Genomic DNA, 16,783 nt, shown 5'->3' on the forward strand with positions numbered 1-16,783 from the left:
AATAATTTGCCTATAATAGTCATTGTGACAAAATAAGATAAAAGTGGATTATTGATTTATCGTAATATAAATATTAATAATTTCGCTAGAAAAAGCGCATAAATGATTCTTTCAGGGCAGGCAAAAAATATGCAAAAAAGTTCATAAATTTTTCTGGTAAAAAAGGATATTGGACTTTTATGTTGAATTGTTAAAGATGGGCAATAGCCTAATATTCAACTTACAGGCGTTTTTGCCGGAGGAGGAATATGAAAGAAGTTTTGCCGATATTCATGAAAAGGCTTATAATGGGGTTGGGGGTTATCACCTTGGCGGTAGGCAGTATGCTCGTGGCAAACGGGCAGACAGAGCTTATCGGGGCGCTGATCATCGGCTTTGTGACGGGCCTGGTATTCTTGGGGAATATGTCCTTGCGGCTGTGGAGAGCCGCGCACGCTGCTGCGAGCAATGCGAAAAGGCAGATGCTTTGGGGGCTGGTTTTGCGTTTGCTGGTATTATTTATAGTACTCTTCGCAGCCGTCCAGATTTCTACGCAGGTGTTTTGCATAGTAGCGTTGGGGTTTGTCCTATGTTATGCTTGGGCGATGGTTCTCATGATCCGCATGAATAGCGCGAAATAAGTAACTCAGGAATTCCTGGGAGGAGGTTGAGGTATATGCATGAAATCGGTGTTCGCGAAGTAGTGCAGTTTGCCGGCTTTACCTTCAATTGGGAGACTCTGGTTATGACCTGGATTACGATGGCCATTGTGCTGCTCATTGCAGTGCTGGCAACCCGCAATCTGCAGATGGTGCCGCAAGGCTGGCAGAATGTGGTGGAGGCAATCGTGGTCTGGCTTCATGAACAGATTGATGCGACCATGGGCAAGAATGGACGCTTTTTGGCGCCGTTTGTCGTGTCGCTCTTTATGTTCCTGCTGGTTTCCAACTGGCTGGGGCTTATCCCAAAGATGGCATCGCCGACAAATGACTTGAACACCACGTTAGGCCTTGCACTCTTGGTCATTGTGATGGTGCACGGTTTGGGACTTTATATGAAGGGCGGTCATTACATCGCACATTTCTTCCAGCCCACGCCGGTCTTTGTCATCATCAACGCCATAGAGGAAGTCGCTAAGCCCATTACGCTGGCCTTCCGTCTATTCGGCAACATTCTGGCAGGTGAAATTCTTATTATCATCCTGCTGCAGCTCATGCCAATTTGGATGCCCATACCGTCAGTTATCTGGCTGGCGTTCAGTATCTTTATCGGCGGGGTACAGGCGTTCATCTTCACCATGCTGTCGATGGCATATCTTGCCAATGCAGTAAAGAGTGAGGAAGAAGGCTAAGACAAACTGGGAATTTTTTAGTTAAAGGTTTTAAGGAGGATTTTTTCATGGAAAACGCAATTATGGTAGCCGCTGCTCTCGTTGGCGCAGGTATTACGATGGGTCTTGCCGCAATCGGCGCAGGTATCGGTGATGGTCTTGTAACGAGCCGTTTCATCGAAGGTATCACCCGCCAGCCGGAAGCAAAGAGCACGCTCTTCACCAACACCCTTATCTCCGTTGGTCTGATCGAGTCCATGGCTATCATCGCAACCGTTGTTGCCCTCATCATGCTCTATGCAAACCCGCTCATCAAATAATTTCTTTTGATGTAGTTGATAAAAAAGGGGGCATAGGAATTGATCGAGTTAAATGGGACGTTTTTTGCGCAGATCATCAACTTCCTGATTCTGGTTGTTTTGCTCCGCGCATTCGCGTATAAACCCGTAGTCAACATGCTCAAAGCCCGTCAGGATAAGATTCAGGAAAGCCTTGATAAAGCCGATGCCGATGCGGCAGAAGCAGACAAGCTGCTGGCGCAGTACAAGGCGAAACTGGCTGCCGCTACCGCAAAAGCTGAAGAAATTCAGAAGAATGCTGAAAAGCGTGCTGCCGAGTTCCGCGAGGCAGAGGAGCAGAAGGTTAAAGCCGATATTGAGCAGATGAAGAAATCTGCTCAGGCCGATATTGAGCGTGACCGCGCAAAAGCTGTTGAAAAACTGCGCACCGAAATGGTGGCGCTTTCCATGGCTGCTGCCAGCAAAATCATCGCCAAGAATATGGATTCGGCTGAAAATGAAGCGCTTATCGCGGAATTTGTGGATAAGCTGGACAAGGACAAGATTGGTGATTTGCCATGCTAAACTTACAGCTTGCACATAAATATTCCCGGGCGATTTTTGAACTGGCGCAGGAAGAAGGTAAATTAGCCCAGTACGGCAAGGAACTTCTGCAGGTCAAAAAAGACCTCGAAACAGTACCGGCTGCGGTATCCTTCTTTGCTAACCCACAGGTGGAGCGCAAAGCGAAAAAGGAACTGGTTAAGAAGATGTATGAAGGGGAACTTTCCCAGAGCATCTACCACTTCCTGCTTCTTCTGGTGGACAAGCGCCGCTTTGCCCTGCTGTCCGTTATTGCGGAACAGTTCAGGGAAATGGCTAATGCCGCCCAAGGCATTGTCATTGCCGATGTGACCACGGCTCAGCCGGCAACGGAAGCACAGCAGAAGAAAATCGCCGCTAAACTTGAAGCAGTTACGGGGAAAAAGGTGGAACTCCGCCTCCACGAAAACAAGGCCCTTTTGGGCGGTGTCGTGGTCAAAATCGGTGACCGCCGTATCGACGGCAGTGTGGCCGGACGCCTCCAGGCGCTGCAAAAAGAATTACTGACGAGCAAGTGAGAAACTGGGGTGACAGCTAAGTTATGAAAATGAATCCGGAAGAAATAACGGCCATCATCAAAGACCAAATCAAGAACTACGAAGTAGACTTGAACGTCGATGAGGTTGGCACGGTTATCGAAATCGGTGACGGTATCGCCCATATTCATGGCCTCGAAAAAGCCATGGCCGGTGAGCTGTTGGATTTTGGTAATGATATATTTGGTTTGGTCCTGAACCTTGAACAGGACAATGTAGGTGCCGTTATCCTGGGCGGCGAAACCCAGATTAAGGAAGGCGCACAGGTTAAGCGTACGGGCAAGATTATGCAGGTTCCCGTAGGCGAAGCCATGATTGGCCGCGTTGTTGACGCTATCGGCCGTCCTATCGATGGCAAGGGCGACATCAAAGCCGACACGTTCCGTCCGGTTGAGTACCGCGCACCGGGTATTGCTGACCGCAAGTCCGTACATGAACCGCTGCAGACAGGTCTCAAGGCTATCGATGCCCTCGTACCTATCGGCCGCGGCCAGCGCGAACTCATCATCGGTGACCGTGGTATCGGTAAGACGGCAATCGCTGTTGATACCATCCTCAACCAAAAGGGCCAGGATTGTATCTGTGTCTATGTAGCCATCGGTCAGAAGGCTTCCACGGTAGCCCGTGTGGTGAAAACGCTCGAAGAAGCCGGCGCTATGAAGTACACCATCGTCGTAGCCGCTACGGCTGCTGACAGCGCTCCGCTGCAGTACCTGGCTCCGTATGCCGGTGTTGCCATGGCTGAACACTTCATGTATCAGGGCAAGGCCTGCCTCTGCGTATACGATGATTTGACGAAGCATGCAGCTGCATACCGTGCTATGTCCCTGCTGCTCAGAAGACCGCCCGGACGTGAAGCATATCCAGGTGATGTATTCTATCTGCATTCTCGTCTTTTGGAACGTGCTGCAAAACTCAGTGACGAACTGGGCGGCGGTTCGATTACGGCTCTGCCGATTATCGAAACGCAGGCTGGTGACGTTTCTGCGTACATTCCGACCAACGTTATCTCCATCACCGATGGACAGATCATGCTGGAATCCGATGCCTTCTATTCCGGTATCCGTCCGGCTATCAACGTGGGTCTGTCCGTATCCCGTGTAGGTGGTTCGGCACAGATTAAAGCCATGAAGCAGGTTGCTGGTACCATGCGTCTTGACCTTGCACAGTACCGCGAACTGGCCGCTTTTGCCCAGTTTGCATCTGATCTCGATAAAGCCACCAAGGCACAGCTCGACCGTGGTGCCCGCATGGTTGAAACCCTGAAACAGGCACAGTACAGCCCGCTCCTCGTACAGGAACAGGTTATGGTGATTTTCACCGCTGTCCGCGGTTTCCTGGCCGATATTCCGGTAGAGCGTGTGGTTGAGTTCCACAATGACTTCCTGAAGTTCATGCGTGCGCAGCATCCGGATATCGGGGCTAAGATTGCCGAACAGAAGAAACTTGATGATGCCATTGAGGCAGATCTTTCGAAAGCTATCGAAGAATTCAAGGAAACTGTAACATACAAAATGGCATAAGGTTAGCGAGGTGATTCTTTTTGGCTAGTTTACAGGACATCCGCCATCGCATTAAGAGCGTAAAGAGTACCAAGCAGATAACCAGTGCCATGAACATGGTGGCGACTTCGCGTCTCCGTCATGCCAAAGAGGCAGCACTTGCCAACAAACCTTATGCAGAAAAGGTCGTGCAGGTGGTACAGCAGATTGCTGCTACCGCGGGAAATGATTTTTCTCATCCCCTGCTGACTAAGCATGAGGACGGCAAAAAGCTCATTTTGCTTGTCACCAGTGACAAGGGCCTTGCCGGTGCTTATTCGTCCAATGCCTGCAAGGCAGCGGAAGCACTGGTGGAGGACAAGAAAAATACCCCGATGGTCATTGTGGGCCGCAAGGGTAGCAGCCACTTCAAGAATCGTGGTTACGATGTGGTAAAGAGCGTTATCGGCGTCAGCGAACGCCCCAACTTTGATTTGGCCAAGAAACTGGCCGATGATTTGGTGGAACGCTTTAAGACCGGAGAAATCCGGGAAGTGCAGATGGTTTATACGAAGTTTATCTCGGCAATCAACTGCGAGCCGCAGGTGCTCAAGCTCCTGCCCTTTGAGGCGGAAGAAGGCACGGAAGGCCCGGTTACCGAGTACATCTATGAACCGGATGCCGCCACGGTACTCGGAAGCCTGCTTCCGCAGTATCTCTATACCACCATCTATGCAGCGCTCCTGCAGTCTGCGGCCAGCGAACTCAGCTCCCGCATGAACGCCATGAGCAATGCAACGGACAATGCAGAAGAGCTTATCAGCAAACTGGACCTCTACTACAACAAGGTACGTCAGGCAGGTATCACCAACGAAATCACCGAGATCGTTGGCGGTGCCGAAGCTCTGAAATAAGGGCATCGTAAGGAGGTTTACCATTGGCAAAAGGTAAAGTCGTACAGGTTATCGGACCTGTCGTAGATATTGAATTCCCGGCTGGCGAACTGCCGGAAATATTGAACGCAATCACCATCAAGGGCAAAGCCGGTGAAGTGGACATCGACCTCGTGGTTGAAGTCATGCAGCACCTCGGCGACAGCGTGACCCGCTGCATCGCTATGAGCTCTACCGATGGTCTCACCCGCGGGATGGACGCCGAAGATACCGGCGCTCCAATTAGCGTTCCCGTTGGTGAAGGCACGCTGGGCCGTATCTTCAACGTACTGGGCCAGACTGTGGATAAGGACCCCACTCCGGTCAAGGCCGCTGAGTATTGGCCGATTCATCGTCCTGCTCCGGAATTTGAAGATCAGGAAACCAGTGCACAGGTACTCGAAACGGGCATCAAGGTCGTTGACCTTATCGCACCGTACGCCCGCGGCGGTAAAATCGGCCTCTTCGGCGGTGCCGGCGTAGGTAAGACCGTACTGATCATGGAGCTTATCCATAACATCGCTACCGAGCACGGCGGTTACTCCGTATTCGCCGGCGTAGGTGAACGTACCCGTGAAGGTAATGACCTTTGGGGCGAAATGAAGGAATCCGGGGTTATCGGCAAGACCGCACTCGTTTACGGTCAGATGAACGAACCTCCCGGAGCTCGTATGCGTGTAGGTCTGACGGGCCTCACCATGGCAGAATACTTCCGTGATGTTCAGCATCAGGACGTGTTGCTCTTCATTGATAACATCTTCCGTTTCATTCAGGCAGGCTCCGAAGTGTCCGCACTGCTCGGCCGTATGCCGTCTGCCGTAGGTTATCAGCCGACCCTGACCACCGATATCGGTGCGCTGCAGGAACGTATTACGTCCACCAAGGAAGGTTCCATCACCTCCGTACAGGCCGTATACGTGCCCGCTGATGACTTGACTGACCCGGCACCGGCTGGTACATTTACCCACCTCGATGCAACGACGGTACTTTCCCGTCAGATTGCCGAATTGGGTATTTATCCCGCCGTTGACCCGCTCGATTCCACCAGTCGTATCCTCAATGCCGAAGTCCTCGGCGAGGAACACTATCAGGTGGCTCGCGGCGTGCAGGCAGTGCTTCAGAAGTACAAGGAACTGCAGGATATCATCGCCATCCTGGGTATGGAAGAACTGTCCGACGAGGATAAGCTCACCGTATCCCGTGCGCGTAAGATTCAGCGTTTCCTGTCTCAGCCGTTCTTCGTAGCAGAAGTATTCACCGGTTCTCCGGGTAAATACGTACCGCTCAAAGAAACGGTGCGCGGCTTCAAGGAAATCCTTGAAGGTAAATACGATGACCTGCCGGAAGCTGCCTTCTATATGGTCGGCAACATTGACGAAGCTGTGGAGAAAGCAAAGACCTTGGAAAAGGAGGGATAATCTATGGCTACGATCCAGCTAGAGATTGTCTCCCCGGATAAAGTGGTTTATGCCGAGGACATCAGTATGCTTATCGTCCGTTCCACGGGCGGCGAGCTGGGTATCCTCCCCAAACACGCTCCTCTGGTAACGGGGCTTTTGCCTCATGCCATGCGTGTGCGTCTCAATGGTTCCGACAGGGACGAACAGCTTATCGCTGTGTCCGGCGGCTTCATGGAAGTCACTCCGGAAAAAATCACGGTGCTGGCCACGGCAGCTGAACAGCCGATTGATATCGACATCAATCGTGCCCAGCGTGCCATGGACCGCGCCAAAGAGCGTATCGCTGCTTTCCATCAGGGAGGCGACGAGGCCAGAAACATCGATATCGAACGTGCCCAGCTGGCCCTGCGGCGTGCAATTGCCCGCCTGCGTGCTACGGGAACGGAAATCGAGAATCTGAAATAAGCAATGAAAGACGGCTTGCAGTTACAAAGAACTGCAAGCCGTTTTCATGTATATACGAAATGGTTAACTTTGGTTCTCCTTTATTACGTGTAAAGCTGATGATGCAGTGCATTCGTCCCAAACTGGAACAGGCGTACCAAATGTTTCCGAATTGAATTTTTCATTTTGGTCTTCGAAATTAGCGAAGGCCTTTTTCACTTGGCCAAAGCCCAGATAGAGCAGCGGCAAGTTGCAGCAGACCATGACGATATTGGCAAAGTCGCTGAGGTTCCAGAGGGCGCTGAGGTCAAAGCCGGCAATGTTGGTGACCATGCCGAAAGCCAGCACCGTCAAATTCACCAGACGGACGGAGGCAATGAACATCTTGTTATGGGAAATCTGCCGGGCGCATATCTCGGAGAAGGATAGGAAGCCCAACAGGCAGGTGAAGGCGAAGATGCCAAAGCAAATGCTGATGACGAGTGTAGCCAGACCATAACCGGTACCACTGCCCAGCAGCTGCGCGCAGGAAGCGAGGAATTTTTCCAGACGGCCTAGTTCCATCCAGGCCGCAGAGCCATTGCCCATCCAGGCCTGTCCCATGATGAGGACGAAACCCGTCAGCGTGCAGATGACCATGGTGTCGAGGAAGACGCCGATAGCCTGAATGATGCCTTGGTCGCAGGGATGTTTGGCATGGGAGACCGCAGCGGGCATGGAAAGCGTGCCCTGTCCGGCTTCGTTGCTCATGAGACCGCGTTTGATACCCTGTGAGAGGGCAATACCCAAAGCGCCGCCGAAGATTGGCTCGGGGTGGAAGGCTTCGGTTACGACCGCATAGAAGAACCAGGGCAGGCGGTCAAGATTCAGGGCAACCATAATCACAACGGCGGCCACATAGATAACGGCCATGATGGGCACAAGTACATCGGTGATTTGGGTAATACGGCGCAGTCCACCGAAGATGGAGAACGTGGTCACGCCCATCAGCAGCAGGAAGAAAATCCAGACAAGCGTGCTGTCAGCGGCCAGCTTCATGCCTGTTATATTCTGCGTAATGGCCGTCATGGCCGATATGGTATTGAAGCCTTGGGCTGGAATGCAGAGCAGGGCATAGACGATATACAGCAGGCTCAAAGTCCCGCCGATGATGGCCGCACCACCCAAAAGTTTGCGGCCATAGCAGGGGAGGCCGCCGACATATTCATCTCCCTGTTTGTCCTTGTAAATCTGCGATAGGGTGGATTCCACAAAAGCTGTAGCCATGCCGAAGAAGGCGGAGAACCACATCCAGAACAGGGCACCTGGCCCGCCGGTGGAAACGGCCCCGGTCACGCCCAGGATATTTCCGGGGCCTACGCGCATCGCCGTAGAGAGAAGGAATGAGGCCAAAGGGCTGATGCCCTGCTCCGTCTTTTGGCTATGTATCAGGGTGTTCAGACCATAGCGGAAATATTTGACCTGCACAAAACCCAACTGCAGGGTGAAATAAATGCCAGTTCCCACTAAGAGAATGATGACCAATGGCAATTCACCGATAATAGGGATCTGGGCGTACCAATTCAAGTTGGTCGGGAACCCCCAGACCAAATCGGCAAGATTTTGGAAGACAGCACATATACTGCTGATTAGTTCATACATGAATAAAGACCTCCTGTGACATGTTTAGATAAGCAGGCGTCTGACTGCCGGAATTGCTATCTAAATTGTAGCATACCCAATATAATATGGATATTGGTGTTTGTGCTGTGTATTTTGTAGTCTGTGCGCATGTTGATTGATGGCATTTATGGTGTGAAATGGTGGAAAAAGACTTAGTAGATTTTGTATATATGAGCAGGAAAAATAAACGTTCTGACGAATTATTAATAAAAGATTATGGGATGCTGGCGGCTGGTTTGCTGGCTGTGGCAGTGATACAGATACAAAATGCACAGGAGTATGCGGAAAGAAAAGTCGGCGTATCATGAAGTCTTATTTATGAAGATTTGACTGTGCGTGTAAAGCAGAAGAAGCAGGTATTTGCTCATGGTAAATGGAAATACGCCCGTTGTCGATGGAATGGCTGTCAGCGGGCGTATTGTTACTTTCGTAATTGTATCACTTTGGTGCCAAGGAAAATTTTCAGGCACATTTTTGAGAATGGATATGATATACTAATGCTAGTAAGATTATCCTGAAAGGGACGATGGTGAATGGAGCGCAGTGAAATTACGAGGCTGGTAAACAAGTTTATCCGGGATTATTACGAGTCTGGCAGTACCACGGGAATTTATGACTTGCTGGCCGAGGACGCCATCGCCTTTGGTGTGGGGTCATTAAGTTACGTTCAAGGGCGGGACGGGGTCATGGAGTTCCTGGCGGCTAACCGGAATAAATTATCCATGGTCAAGGTGCGTAAACTTGCCTGTGGAGAGGTAGGTACTGCCCAAGGCTTTACGATACGGGCAGCGGTAGAATTTTCTACCCATAACCGCAGACATGTCACACACCGCCTGCTGATGATGTTCCGGGATACGGAAAACGGCTGTTTGCTTTGCGGCATCAATGTGCAGCGTGGCTTTGCCAGTTTTTTGTATAACCTGCATTATGACCGGCTGACCAATCTTTACAATAAAAAAGCCTTTTGCCGGAATGTCGCTGATGTGCTGGCGCAATATCCTGATACGGAATTTGAGATTATGCGCTTTAACATTGCCCGCTTTAAGGTCATCAATGACTTGTTCGGTGAAGAGATGGGGGATAAACTACTGCGGTATGTGGCGCAGTTTCTGTCCAGCATTCAGCTCACGCCCTGTGTTTATGGGCGGCTATATGCGGATAATTTCTTGTTGTGTTATCCAACGCGGGGCAATCTGCGGGAGCATCTGATTCATTCGTTGCAGATGCTGGCGGTGTCCTTTGCCTTGGATTATCGCATTGATTTTTATTTTGGTGTGTATACGGTCAAGGACAGGAATCTGTCTGTTAATTCCATGCTGGACAGGGCAGCGATGGCGCTCTTTAAGGCTTCTCGTAATGGCTTGGCGGTCTGTGGCGTGTATGAAGAAGACATGCGGGCCAATATCGTCAATGAGCAGGTCATCGTCAACAATATGAACGGCTCCCTGGAGCGGGAGGAGTTTATTGTCTACTATCAGCCTAAGTACGATTTGCTTACGGAAACGATTGTGGGGGCTGAGGCCCTGGTGCGCTGGGCACACCCCAAGCTGGGCTTTATTTCCCCCGCCAGGTTTGTGCCGATATTTGAGCAGAATGGCTTTATCTATCAACTGGATAAATACGTCTGGGAGAAGGTTTGTCAGCAGCTGCGTGCGGATATTGATGAGGGGCGTACGGTTTTGCCGGTATCCATCAACGTATCCCGGGTGGATTTTTATAGCCCCAATTTGGTACAGGTGTTTGAGGATTTGACGAAAAAATACAATCTTGACCCGCGCCTGTTGGAATTGGAACTTACGGAAAGTGCCTATGTGGAAAATCCCCAGCAGATTATTGAAATCATCGGCGAGCTGCAGGCTAAAGGCTTTGTCATTTTAATGGACGATTTTGGCAGCGGTTATTCTTCATTGAATATGTTGAAGGATTTGCCGGTGAATGTGCTGAAAATCGATTTGCGGTTCTTGTCGGATTCCAAGGGCGTAGAAAATGGCCGGGCGGACAATATTTTGGATTCCATCGTGCGTATGGGCAAAAGGCTGGATTTGCTGGTGATTGCCGAAGGGGTGGAAACCCAAAAGCAGGTAGATTTTTTGCGGTTGATTGGCTGTGAGTTTGTCCAGGGATATTTTTTCTCAGAACCAGTGCCTGGTGAAGATTACCGGGAGCTCATTAAAAACGATTTTGTGGTGGAACGCCGGGAAGTTCTTTATTCGGAGTCTGATAGTGGAACGGTGCTTACGCTTTCCAGTCAATTGAGTATGCTGATGGAGGAACTTCGGGAAATTGCACCGGAGCGGGTTGCTGCAATTGAGAAAAAAATAAAGGAAGAAGCCGCTGCTCTTTGGTGAGCAGCGGCTTTGTCAATTTTTGGTGATGTTCATGTCGGCATGGTCGGCTTCGGCCTTTTGAATCATGATTTTGAGCCGTTCGATATTTTTCTTGTGGCGCTCGATGGCAAAACCTATGCGAACGTGTTCTTCTTCGGTGAAGTCGGGATTCTCATAGGATTTTTTGATGCGTTCCAAACGTTCCTCGACATCGCGCAGCTCGTCTTTCATGGGTTTTACATGTTCTAAAGCGAAACCGTAGACGGCGCGTATCTGGTCTTCTACATACTGGGCATAACCCGGTTCGCCGGAGGATTTTTCCAGCCGCTTGGCGATATGGTAGATGATGTCAAAGGGGGATTCCCCGCTGTGAATCATATGGACAATTTCCATCTTGGCTTGCTGTTCCACGCCGTGGGGCTGGGTAATCAGCGGGTCAAGTTCTTTTTTTTCTGCGTTATCTTCGGCCATTTTGCATTTCCTCCTTAAATCTATGTATTTTCGTGGACAATTTTGTTTACAGTATAACAGATATATCTAGGAAATAAAAGTTTACGAGTTTACACTGAAAATACAAAAAGGCTCTTGCAATGTCTTTTGTCTTTGTGCTATAATACACCTATCCTAAAACGAAGGTGAACCTTGGAGTTCATGTCCGGGAAAGTGGGACATGGGCTTTTTATATGTTCACTTGCGTGCATTGTGAGTGGACAAAAGGTGTATTTTGTAAGAAAAGAGTGTGAGTAAGTATGAAGCGAATGAGCAAAGGCGAAATCCTGACCGTCGGCCTGATGATGTTTTCTATCTTTTTTGGGGCGGGCAATCTGATTTTTCCGCCTGCCTTGGGGCAGGCTGCCGGCTCAAACAGCATTATTGCCATGATGGGCTTTTTGGTAACAGGCGTAGGACTGCCGCTTTTGGGTATTACCGCCATTGCCATGCAGGGCGGTAAATATGTGGAGTTTATGAACCGCAAAACCTATCCGTGGCTGGCTACGGCACTGCTCGTTATCCTCTATCTGACCATTGGCCCTGTGTTTGCAGTACCGCGTACTGGGGCAGTATCCTTTGAAATCGGTATTCGTCCCTTCCTGGCTGCAGAAGATTTGACTCTGGGCCAGTTCATCTACACGATGTTCTTCTTTGGCGCTACCTATTATCTGGCCATGACGCCGAACAAACTCATTGACCGTGTAGGCAAGATGCTGACGCCAGCACTCTTGATTTTCCTGGTTATTCTGTTTGTGAAGTCCTTTGTAACGCCGCTGGGCGAAGTGCTCGATGCAACGGGCGCTTATATCACGGCTCCGTTCTCCCAGGGATTCCAGGACGGCTATCAGACGATGGACCTTTTGGCGTCCTTGTCCATTGGTACCATTGTGGTTAATGCCATCCGCATGCGCGGCACGACGGATAACAAATCCGTCAGCAAAATCTGCATCATCTCCGGTTTTATCACGGTAGCTTTGATGACTTTGGTTTATGGTTCACTTGCTTACATCGGCGCATCGAGCGCCAGCGTACTGGGCGGTGTGGAAAACGGCGGCCAGCTCTTGGCTGGGGCTGTAGGCATATTCTTTGGTCCGGCAGGCAACCTGCTGGTGGCGTTCATCATTGCTCTGGCTTGTCTGACGACCTCCTGCGGTATGATTTCCGGTACGGCCTGGTACTTTAACAAGCTGTCGAACAATCGCATTTCCTATGCCCGTCTCGTGCAGGTGTCCACGGCGTTCAGCTTTGTGGTATCCAATGTGGGGCTGACGCAGATTATCTCCCTTTCGGTACCTTTCCTCGTAGCGATTTATCCGCTGGTTATCGTATTCGTGGTACTTTCCCTCTTTGATGGCATTATCGGCTGGCGTTACAGCATTTATCGTCTGGCCATCAATGTGACCTTGTTCTTTGCTGTGCTGGACGGTCTGGCTGCGGCTGGCATCAAGTTCCCGGCATTGACGGACGTGCTGACCGCGTATGTTCCGTTCTATGATATCGGTATGGGCTGGTTTGTACCGGCTGTAGTGGCAGCTGGTTTGGGCTGGGTTGTGTCTTCTTTCCGTGATGCCCGCGATAATGATGCATTGACGGCAGAACAGTAAAAATTATATACAATTAAGCTGTGTCTTATAAAAAGGCGTTGTTTCCCAAGTGGAAATGACGCCTTTTGCTGTTAAATTGTGCAATGTATACACACATACATTACAAAATGTCTGCTTTTTGCAGAATCAGGCTTGTCAGTGTATACTCTCTATGCTATAATGATATACGAGATATATAACTATTGTTTTAATTATATGGTCAAATGACACAATAGGAGGGGTAAGTATGAAGTTTGCAAAATGGAAAAAAGCCCTGATGGCAGGGCTGGCGGTTGTGGCTATGGCAGCGGTGCTGACAGGCTGTGGCGGCGGTGACAATACCGCGGAGAAGAAGTTCTTGAACATCGGTACTGGTGGTACGGCAGGTACATACTACCCCATCGGTGGTGCCATGGCAGAAGTGCTCAACAAGGACATTGCCGGTATGAACGCTAGTGCGCAGAGCACTGGGGCGTCTGTTGCGAATATCAATATGCTGAAGGATGGTTCTGTGGACTTGGCCATTGTTCAGAATGATATTACCTATTATGCCGTGAACGGCACGGAGATGTTTAAGGAAAAGAAAGTGGATGGCCTGAAGGGCATAGCCACGCTTTATCCGGAAACCTGTCAGGCAGTAACGCTTGATAGCTCCGGCATTAAGACGATTGCGGAGCTGAAGGGCAAGAAGGTGGCCGTAGGTGCTGCAGGCTCTGGTGTAGAGGCAAATGCCCGTCAGATTCTGGAAGCCTATGGTGTGACTTATAATGATATTCAGCCGCAGTATCTTTCCTTTGCGGAAGCCGCCAATGCATTGAAGGACGGCAATATTGATGCTGCATTCCTCACGGCTGGTTATCCGACCTCTGCTGTACAGGATATCGCTTCCCAGCATAAGGTTCGTCTGCTGCCAGTAGATGCAGACAAGGCTGATGCTTTGATTGCCAAATATCCCTTCTATACCAAGACGGTGATTCCGGCTGGTACTTATGCAGGCTTTAATGAAGAAGTTCCGGCTGTATCGGTTATGGCTATGCTGGTTGCCAATGACAAGGTAGATGACAGCTTGGGGTATGAGATTGCTAAAGCAATCTTTAAGAACATTGACCGCATTCATGCTGCGCATTCTGCAGCTAAGGCTATCTTGAAGGAAAAGGCTCTGGAAGGTATGCCGCTGCCGGTCAATGCTGGTGCAGAGAAGTTCTTTAAGGAATAAGAGGGGATTTGTGGGGCTGTTGCACGTTGTGTGACAGCCCTTTTGGTAAGGTGAATGTTTTGCAGAAGGAATTTTTGCTTTGTGTTTTAGGGGTGTTATTAGCCCTGTGGCAGGTGCTTACCCTGCCCTGTCTGGTGCTGCGGGCAGGCGGAGACAGGCTTTATATCGGTGAAGTGGCAGTTGGTTTTCCGCTCTCCCTGCGCTTTATTCACTCTGTCCAAAAGACGCCTGTGGAGGAGTTTTTGGCGGTGAAAGAAGGCTGCCGCAGCTTTGTCCTGAATGCGACGAAATACCAGTCCTTTGGTGTGGGGCTTCCCTTTGATAAAAGAGAGGGGGAGTTCCATCAGGAAGGGGATTTTTATTGGCTGCGGGGGCAGAATCGGAAATTTGACCGACTGGATTTGCGTACAGGTGTGGGAACTGAACTCACGATAAATATTGGCGGGCGTAGTTTTCCTCTTTATGAGCAATATAAGCCGGGGACGCTGGTCACAGTGGAATTGATGCCTTTATGGAAAGGATTGGTTATGCATGAATGAACATGATGTGAAGACCGCTAATGCGGTTCTCAAGGAGTTCGATAAAGAATCGGACACGATGGAATACACAGGGCTGATGAAGAAAATCGTGGCGTTTATTGCCATCTGTTTTTCTGTATTTCAGCTCTATACGGCAACTTTTGGGGTGTTGGATGCCCAGCTGCAGCGTGGCGTGCATTTGGGCTTTGGCCTGACTTTGGTGTTTTTGCTTTATCCGACGCGGAAAAGCTGGTCACGGCACAAGATTCACCCGCTGGATTTAGTGCTGGCTATTTTAGGTGCGGCGGCACCGGCGTATATCATCTATGAGTATCAGCATTTGGTGCTGCGGGCCGGGCTGGTATCGGATACGGATTTAGTCGTCGGTGCTATCGGCATTTTGCTCGTGATTGAAGCGGCCCGCCGCGTGGTCGGGCTGCCGATGGTCTGCGTGGTGCTGGTATTTTTGGCCTATGCTTTTGCCGGTCCCTATATGCCAGGGGTTCTTGCCCATCGCGGCTTGACGGTCGGGCAGCTGGTCGGTCATCTTTACTACACGACCGAGGGTATCTTTGGTATTCCTTTGGGCGTGTCTTCGACCTTTATCTTCCTGTTCATTCTCTTTGGGGCCTATTTGGAGTCCACGGGGCTGGGCAAATTCTTCATTGATTTGGCAAACTCCATTGCCGGCTGGGCTAGCGGCGGCCCCGCAAAAGTTGCGGTACTGTCCTCAGGCCTTATGGGAACCGTATCCGGCAGTTCCGTAGCAAATGTGGTGGGAACAGGTTCGCTGACCATTCCTATGATGAAAAAACTGGGTTATCACAAGAACTTTGCCGGTGCAGTAGAGGCGGCAGCGTCTACTGGCGGACAGCTCATGCCGCCGGTAATGGGGGCAGCGGCTTTCCTGATGGCAGAATTTGTCGGTGTTCCCTATATTGATATTGTAAAAGCTGCTGTTGTTCCGGCGCTCTTATACTTTGCCGGCGTCTGGCTTGGCGTGCATTTTGAAGCTAAGCGGGGCAAGCTCAAGGGGATTCCCCGCGAGCAGCTGCCGCATTTCTTCACGCTCTTAAAAGAGCGCGGCCATCTGGCACTGCCGCTGATTATCATCGTCTATCTGCTGGTATCGGGGTATACCCCCATGCGGGCAGCCTTGGTAGCGATTGTGCTGGCCATTCTCTGTTCGGCGCTCAGAAAGTCTACCCGTATGAAGCCCATCGAAGTCATCAATGGTTTGGAAAAAGGTGCCCGCAATGTGCTTGGCGTACTGGTTGCCTGCGCGGCGGCCGGTATCATCATCGGTGTGGTAACGAAAACCGGTGTGGGCCTGAAATTGGCTTCAGGGTTGTTGACCCTTTCGGGCGGATTGCTTTTGCCGACCATGTTCTTTACGATGATTACGGCGATTATCTTAGGCATGGGCGTGCCGACCACGGCGAACTATGTCATCACCTCCACGATTGCGGCACCGGCTTTAGTGCAGATGGGCGTGCCGGTACTGGCGGCGCATATGTTCGTATTCTACTTCGGCATTATCGCGGACGTTACCCCGCCGGTGGCACTGGCAGCTTACGCTGGGGCAGGTATCAGCGGCGGCAACGCACTCAAAACCGGGGTCAATGCGTCCAAGCTGGCAATTGCCGCCTTTATCATTCCCTATATCTTCGTCATGTCGCCTGTGCTCCTGATGATGAGCGGTACCATGGGCGAACTTATCCTGTCTACGGTGACGGCACTTTGCGGCATGGTGGCGATAAGCTCCGCGCTGATTGGCTATCTGGCTGTGGACTGCAAGGGCTATGAGCGGCTGGTACTCATTGTGGCTGGCATGCTGATGATTCAGCCGGGACTCGTTACCGATGGTATCGGTTTGGCTATTTTTATGCTGATTATCTTTGGCCAATGGAAACGCCGTCCGCATTTGGTGACGGATTAAAAGTAAAAAACTGGCGTATGGTATCGCACCATACGCCAGTTTTTATGCTGTTTTTCTAATTGG

17 protein-coding genes are annotated in these 16,783 nt (G+C 50.5%); 15 read left to right on the plus strand and 2 right to left on the minus strand.

What is annotated here, in order from left to right; genetic code table 11:
* Positions 1–272: 272 nt before the first annotated feature.
* From G598_RS0100120 to G598_RS0100160, 9 genes are read left to right on the plus strand one after another with little or no spacing between them, the layout of a single operon-like run.
* Complete coding sequence (locus G598_RS0100120) at positions 273–620, plus strand: hypothetical protein (RefSeq protein ID WP_245582711.1); 348 nt, start codon at positions 273–275, stop codon at positions 618–620.
* Between the two features lie 35 nt (positions 621–655).
* Complete coding sequence (atpB, locus tag G598_RS0100125) at positions 656–1,330, plus strand: F0F1 ATP synthase subunit A (RefSeq protein WP_014423512.1); 675 nt, start codon at positions 656–658, stop codon at positions 1,328–1,330.
* Positions 1,331–1,377: 47 nt separating this feature from the next.
* Positions 1,378–1,629, plus strand: a complete 252-nt coding sequence (atpE, locus tag G598_RS0100130; RefSeq protein WP_014423513.1) for a F0F1 ATP synthase subunit C — start codon at positions 1,378–1,380, stop codon at positions 1,627–1,629.
* Positions 1,630–1,668: 39 nt separating this feature from the next.
* Entirely contained in the window at positions 1,669–2,172 is a 504-nt protein-coding gene (gene atpF, locus G598_RS0100135) for a F0F1 ATP synthase subunit B (protein WP_026765214.1), read from the plus strand.
* Positions 2,166–2,708, plus strand: a complete 543-nt coding sequence (atpH, locus tag G598_RS0100140) for an ATP synthase F1 subunit delta (protein WP_026765215.1) — start codon at positions 2,166–2,168, stop codon at positions 2,706–2,708. The genes atpF and atpH overlap by 7 nt, the downstream gene beginning before the upstream one ends.
* A 23-nt stretch (positions 2,709–2,731) precedes the next feature.
* On the plus strand, positions 2,732–4,249 hold the full coding sequence (gene atpA / locus G598_RS0100145; protein ID WP_026765216.1) for a F0F1 ATP synthase subunit alpha: 1,518 nt from the start codon (positions 2,732–2,734) through the stop codon (positions 4,247–4,249).
* 20 nt (positions 4,250–4,269) lie between these two features.
* Complete coding sequence (gene atpG, locus G598_RS0100150; RefSeq protein WP_026765217.1) at positions 4,270–5,121, plus strand: ATP synthase F1 subunit gamma; 852 nt, start codon at positions 4,270–4,272, stop codon at positions 5,119–5,121.
* Positions 5,122–5,144: 23 nt separating this feature from the next.
* On the plus strand, positions 5,145–6,557 hold the full coding sequence (gene atpD, locus G598_RS0100155) for a F0F1 ATP synthase subunit beta (protein ID WP_026765218.1): 1,413 nt from the start codon (positions 5,145–5,147) through the stop codon (positions 6,555–6,557).
* Between the two features lie 3 nt (positions 6,558–6,560).
* Positions 6,561–7,004 (plus strand): F0F1 ATP synthase subunit epsilon, encoded by a 444-nt coding sequence (locus G598_RS0100160; protein WP_026765219.1) that lies wholly within the window; start codon positions 6,561–6,563, stop codon positions 7,002–7,004.
* 63 nt (positions 7,005–7,067) lie between these two features.
* Here G598_RS0100160 and G598_RS0100165 read toward each other — a convergent pair whose 3' ends face one another.
* On the minus strand, positions 7,068–8,624 hold the full coding sequence (locus tag G598_RS0100165; protein WP_026765220.1) for an alanine/glycine:cation symporter family protein: 1,557 nt from the start codon (positions 8,622–8,624) through the stop codon (positions 7,068–7,070).
* 158 nt (positions 8,625–8,782) lie between these two features.
* On the opposite strand from G598_RS0100165, the gene G598_RS19600 reads away from it, so the two are divergent.
* Positions 8,783–8,953: a hypothetical protein gene (locus G598_RS19600; protein WP_169534961.1), complete on the plus strand. Its 171-nt coding sequence runs from the start codon at positions 8,783–8,785 to the stop codon at positions 8,951–8,953.
* A 225-nt stretch (positions 8,954–9,178) separates the two neighbouring features.
* Positions 9,179–10,993, plus strand: a complete 1,815-nt coding sequence (locus G598_RS16540; RefSeq protein ID WP_051179714.1) for a putative bifunctional diguanylate cyclase/phosphodiesterase — start codon at positions 9,179–9,181, stop codon at positions 10,991–10,993.
* Positions 10,994–11,005: 12 nt separating this feature from the next.
* Here G598_RS16540 and G598_RS0100180 read toward each other — a convergent pair whose 3' ends face one another.
* Positions 11,006–11,443, minus strand: coding sequence for a hypothetical protein (locus tag G598_RS0100180; RefSeq protein WP_026765221.1), 438 nt, complete (start codon positions 11,441–11,443; stop codon positions 11,006–11,008).
* Between the two features lie 278 nt (positions 11,444–11,721).
* On the opposite strand from G598_RS0100180, the gene brnQ reads away from it, so the two are divergent.
* The 4 genes from brnQ to G598_RS0100200 all read left to right on the plus strand — a co-directional run bounded on the left by brnQ (position 11,722) and on the right by G598_RS0100200 (position 16,720).
* Complete coding sequence (brnQ, locus tag G598_RS0100185) at positions 11,722–13,068, plus strand: branched-chain amino acid transport system II carrier protein (protein WP_026765222.1); 1,347 nt, start codon at positions 11,722–11,724, stop codon at positions 13,066–13,068.
* Between the two features lie 226 nt (positions 13,069–13,294).
* Entirely contained in the window at positions 13,295–14,263 is a 969-nt protein-coding gene (locus tag G598_RS0100190; RefSeq protein ID WP_026765223.1) for a TAXI family TRAP transporter solute-binding subunit, read from the plus strand.
* A 59-nt stretch (positions 14,264–14,322) separates the two neighbouring features.
* Entirely contained in the window at positions 14,323–14,802 is a 480-nt protein-coding gene (locus G598_RS0100195) for a DUF1850 domain-containing protein (protein WP_026765224.1), read from the plus strand.
* On the plus strand, positions 14,795–16,720 hold the full coding sequence (locus G598_RS0100200) for a TRAP transporter permease (protein WP_026765225.1): 1,926 nt from the start codon (positions 14,795–14,797) through the stop codon (positions 16,718–16,720). Before G598_RS0100195 ends, G598_RS0100200 begins: the two co-directional genes overlap by 8 nt.
* The last annotated feature ends 63 nt before the right edge of the window (positions 16,721–16,783 follow it).

This window comes from Selenomonas ruminantium subsp. ruminantium ATCC 12561 (assembly GCF_000424065.1).
GTDB lineage: Bacteria > Bacillota > Negativicutes > Selenomonadales > Selenomonadaceae > Selenomonas_A > Selenomonas_A ruminantium.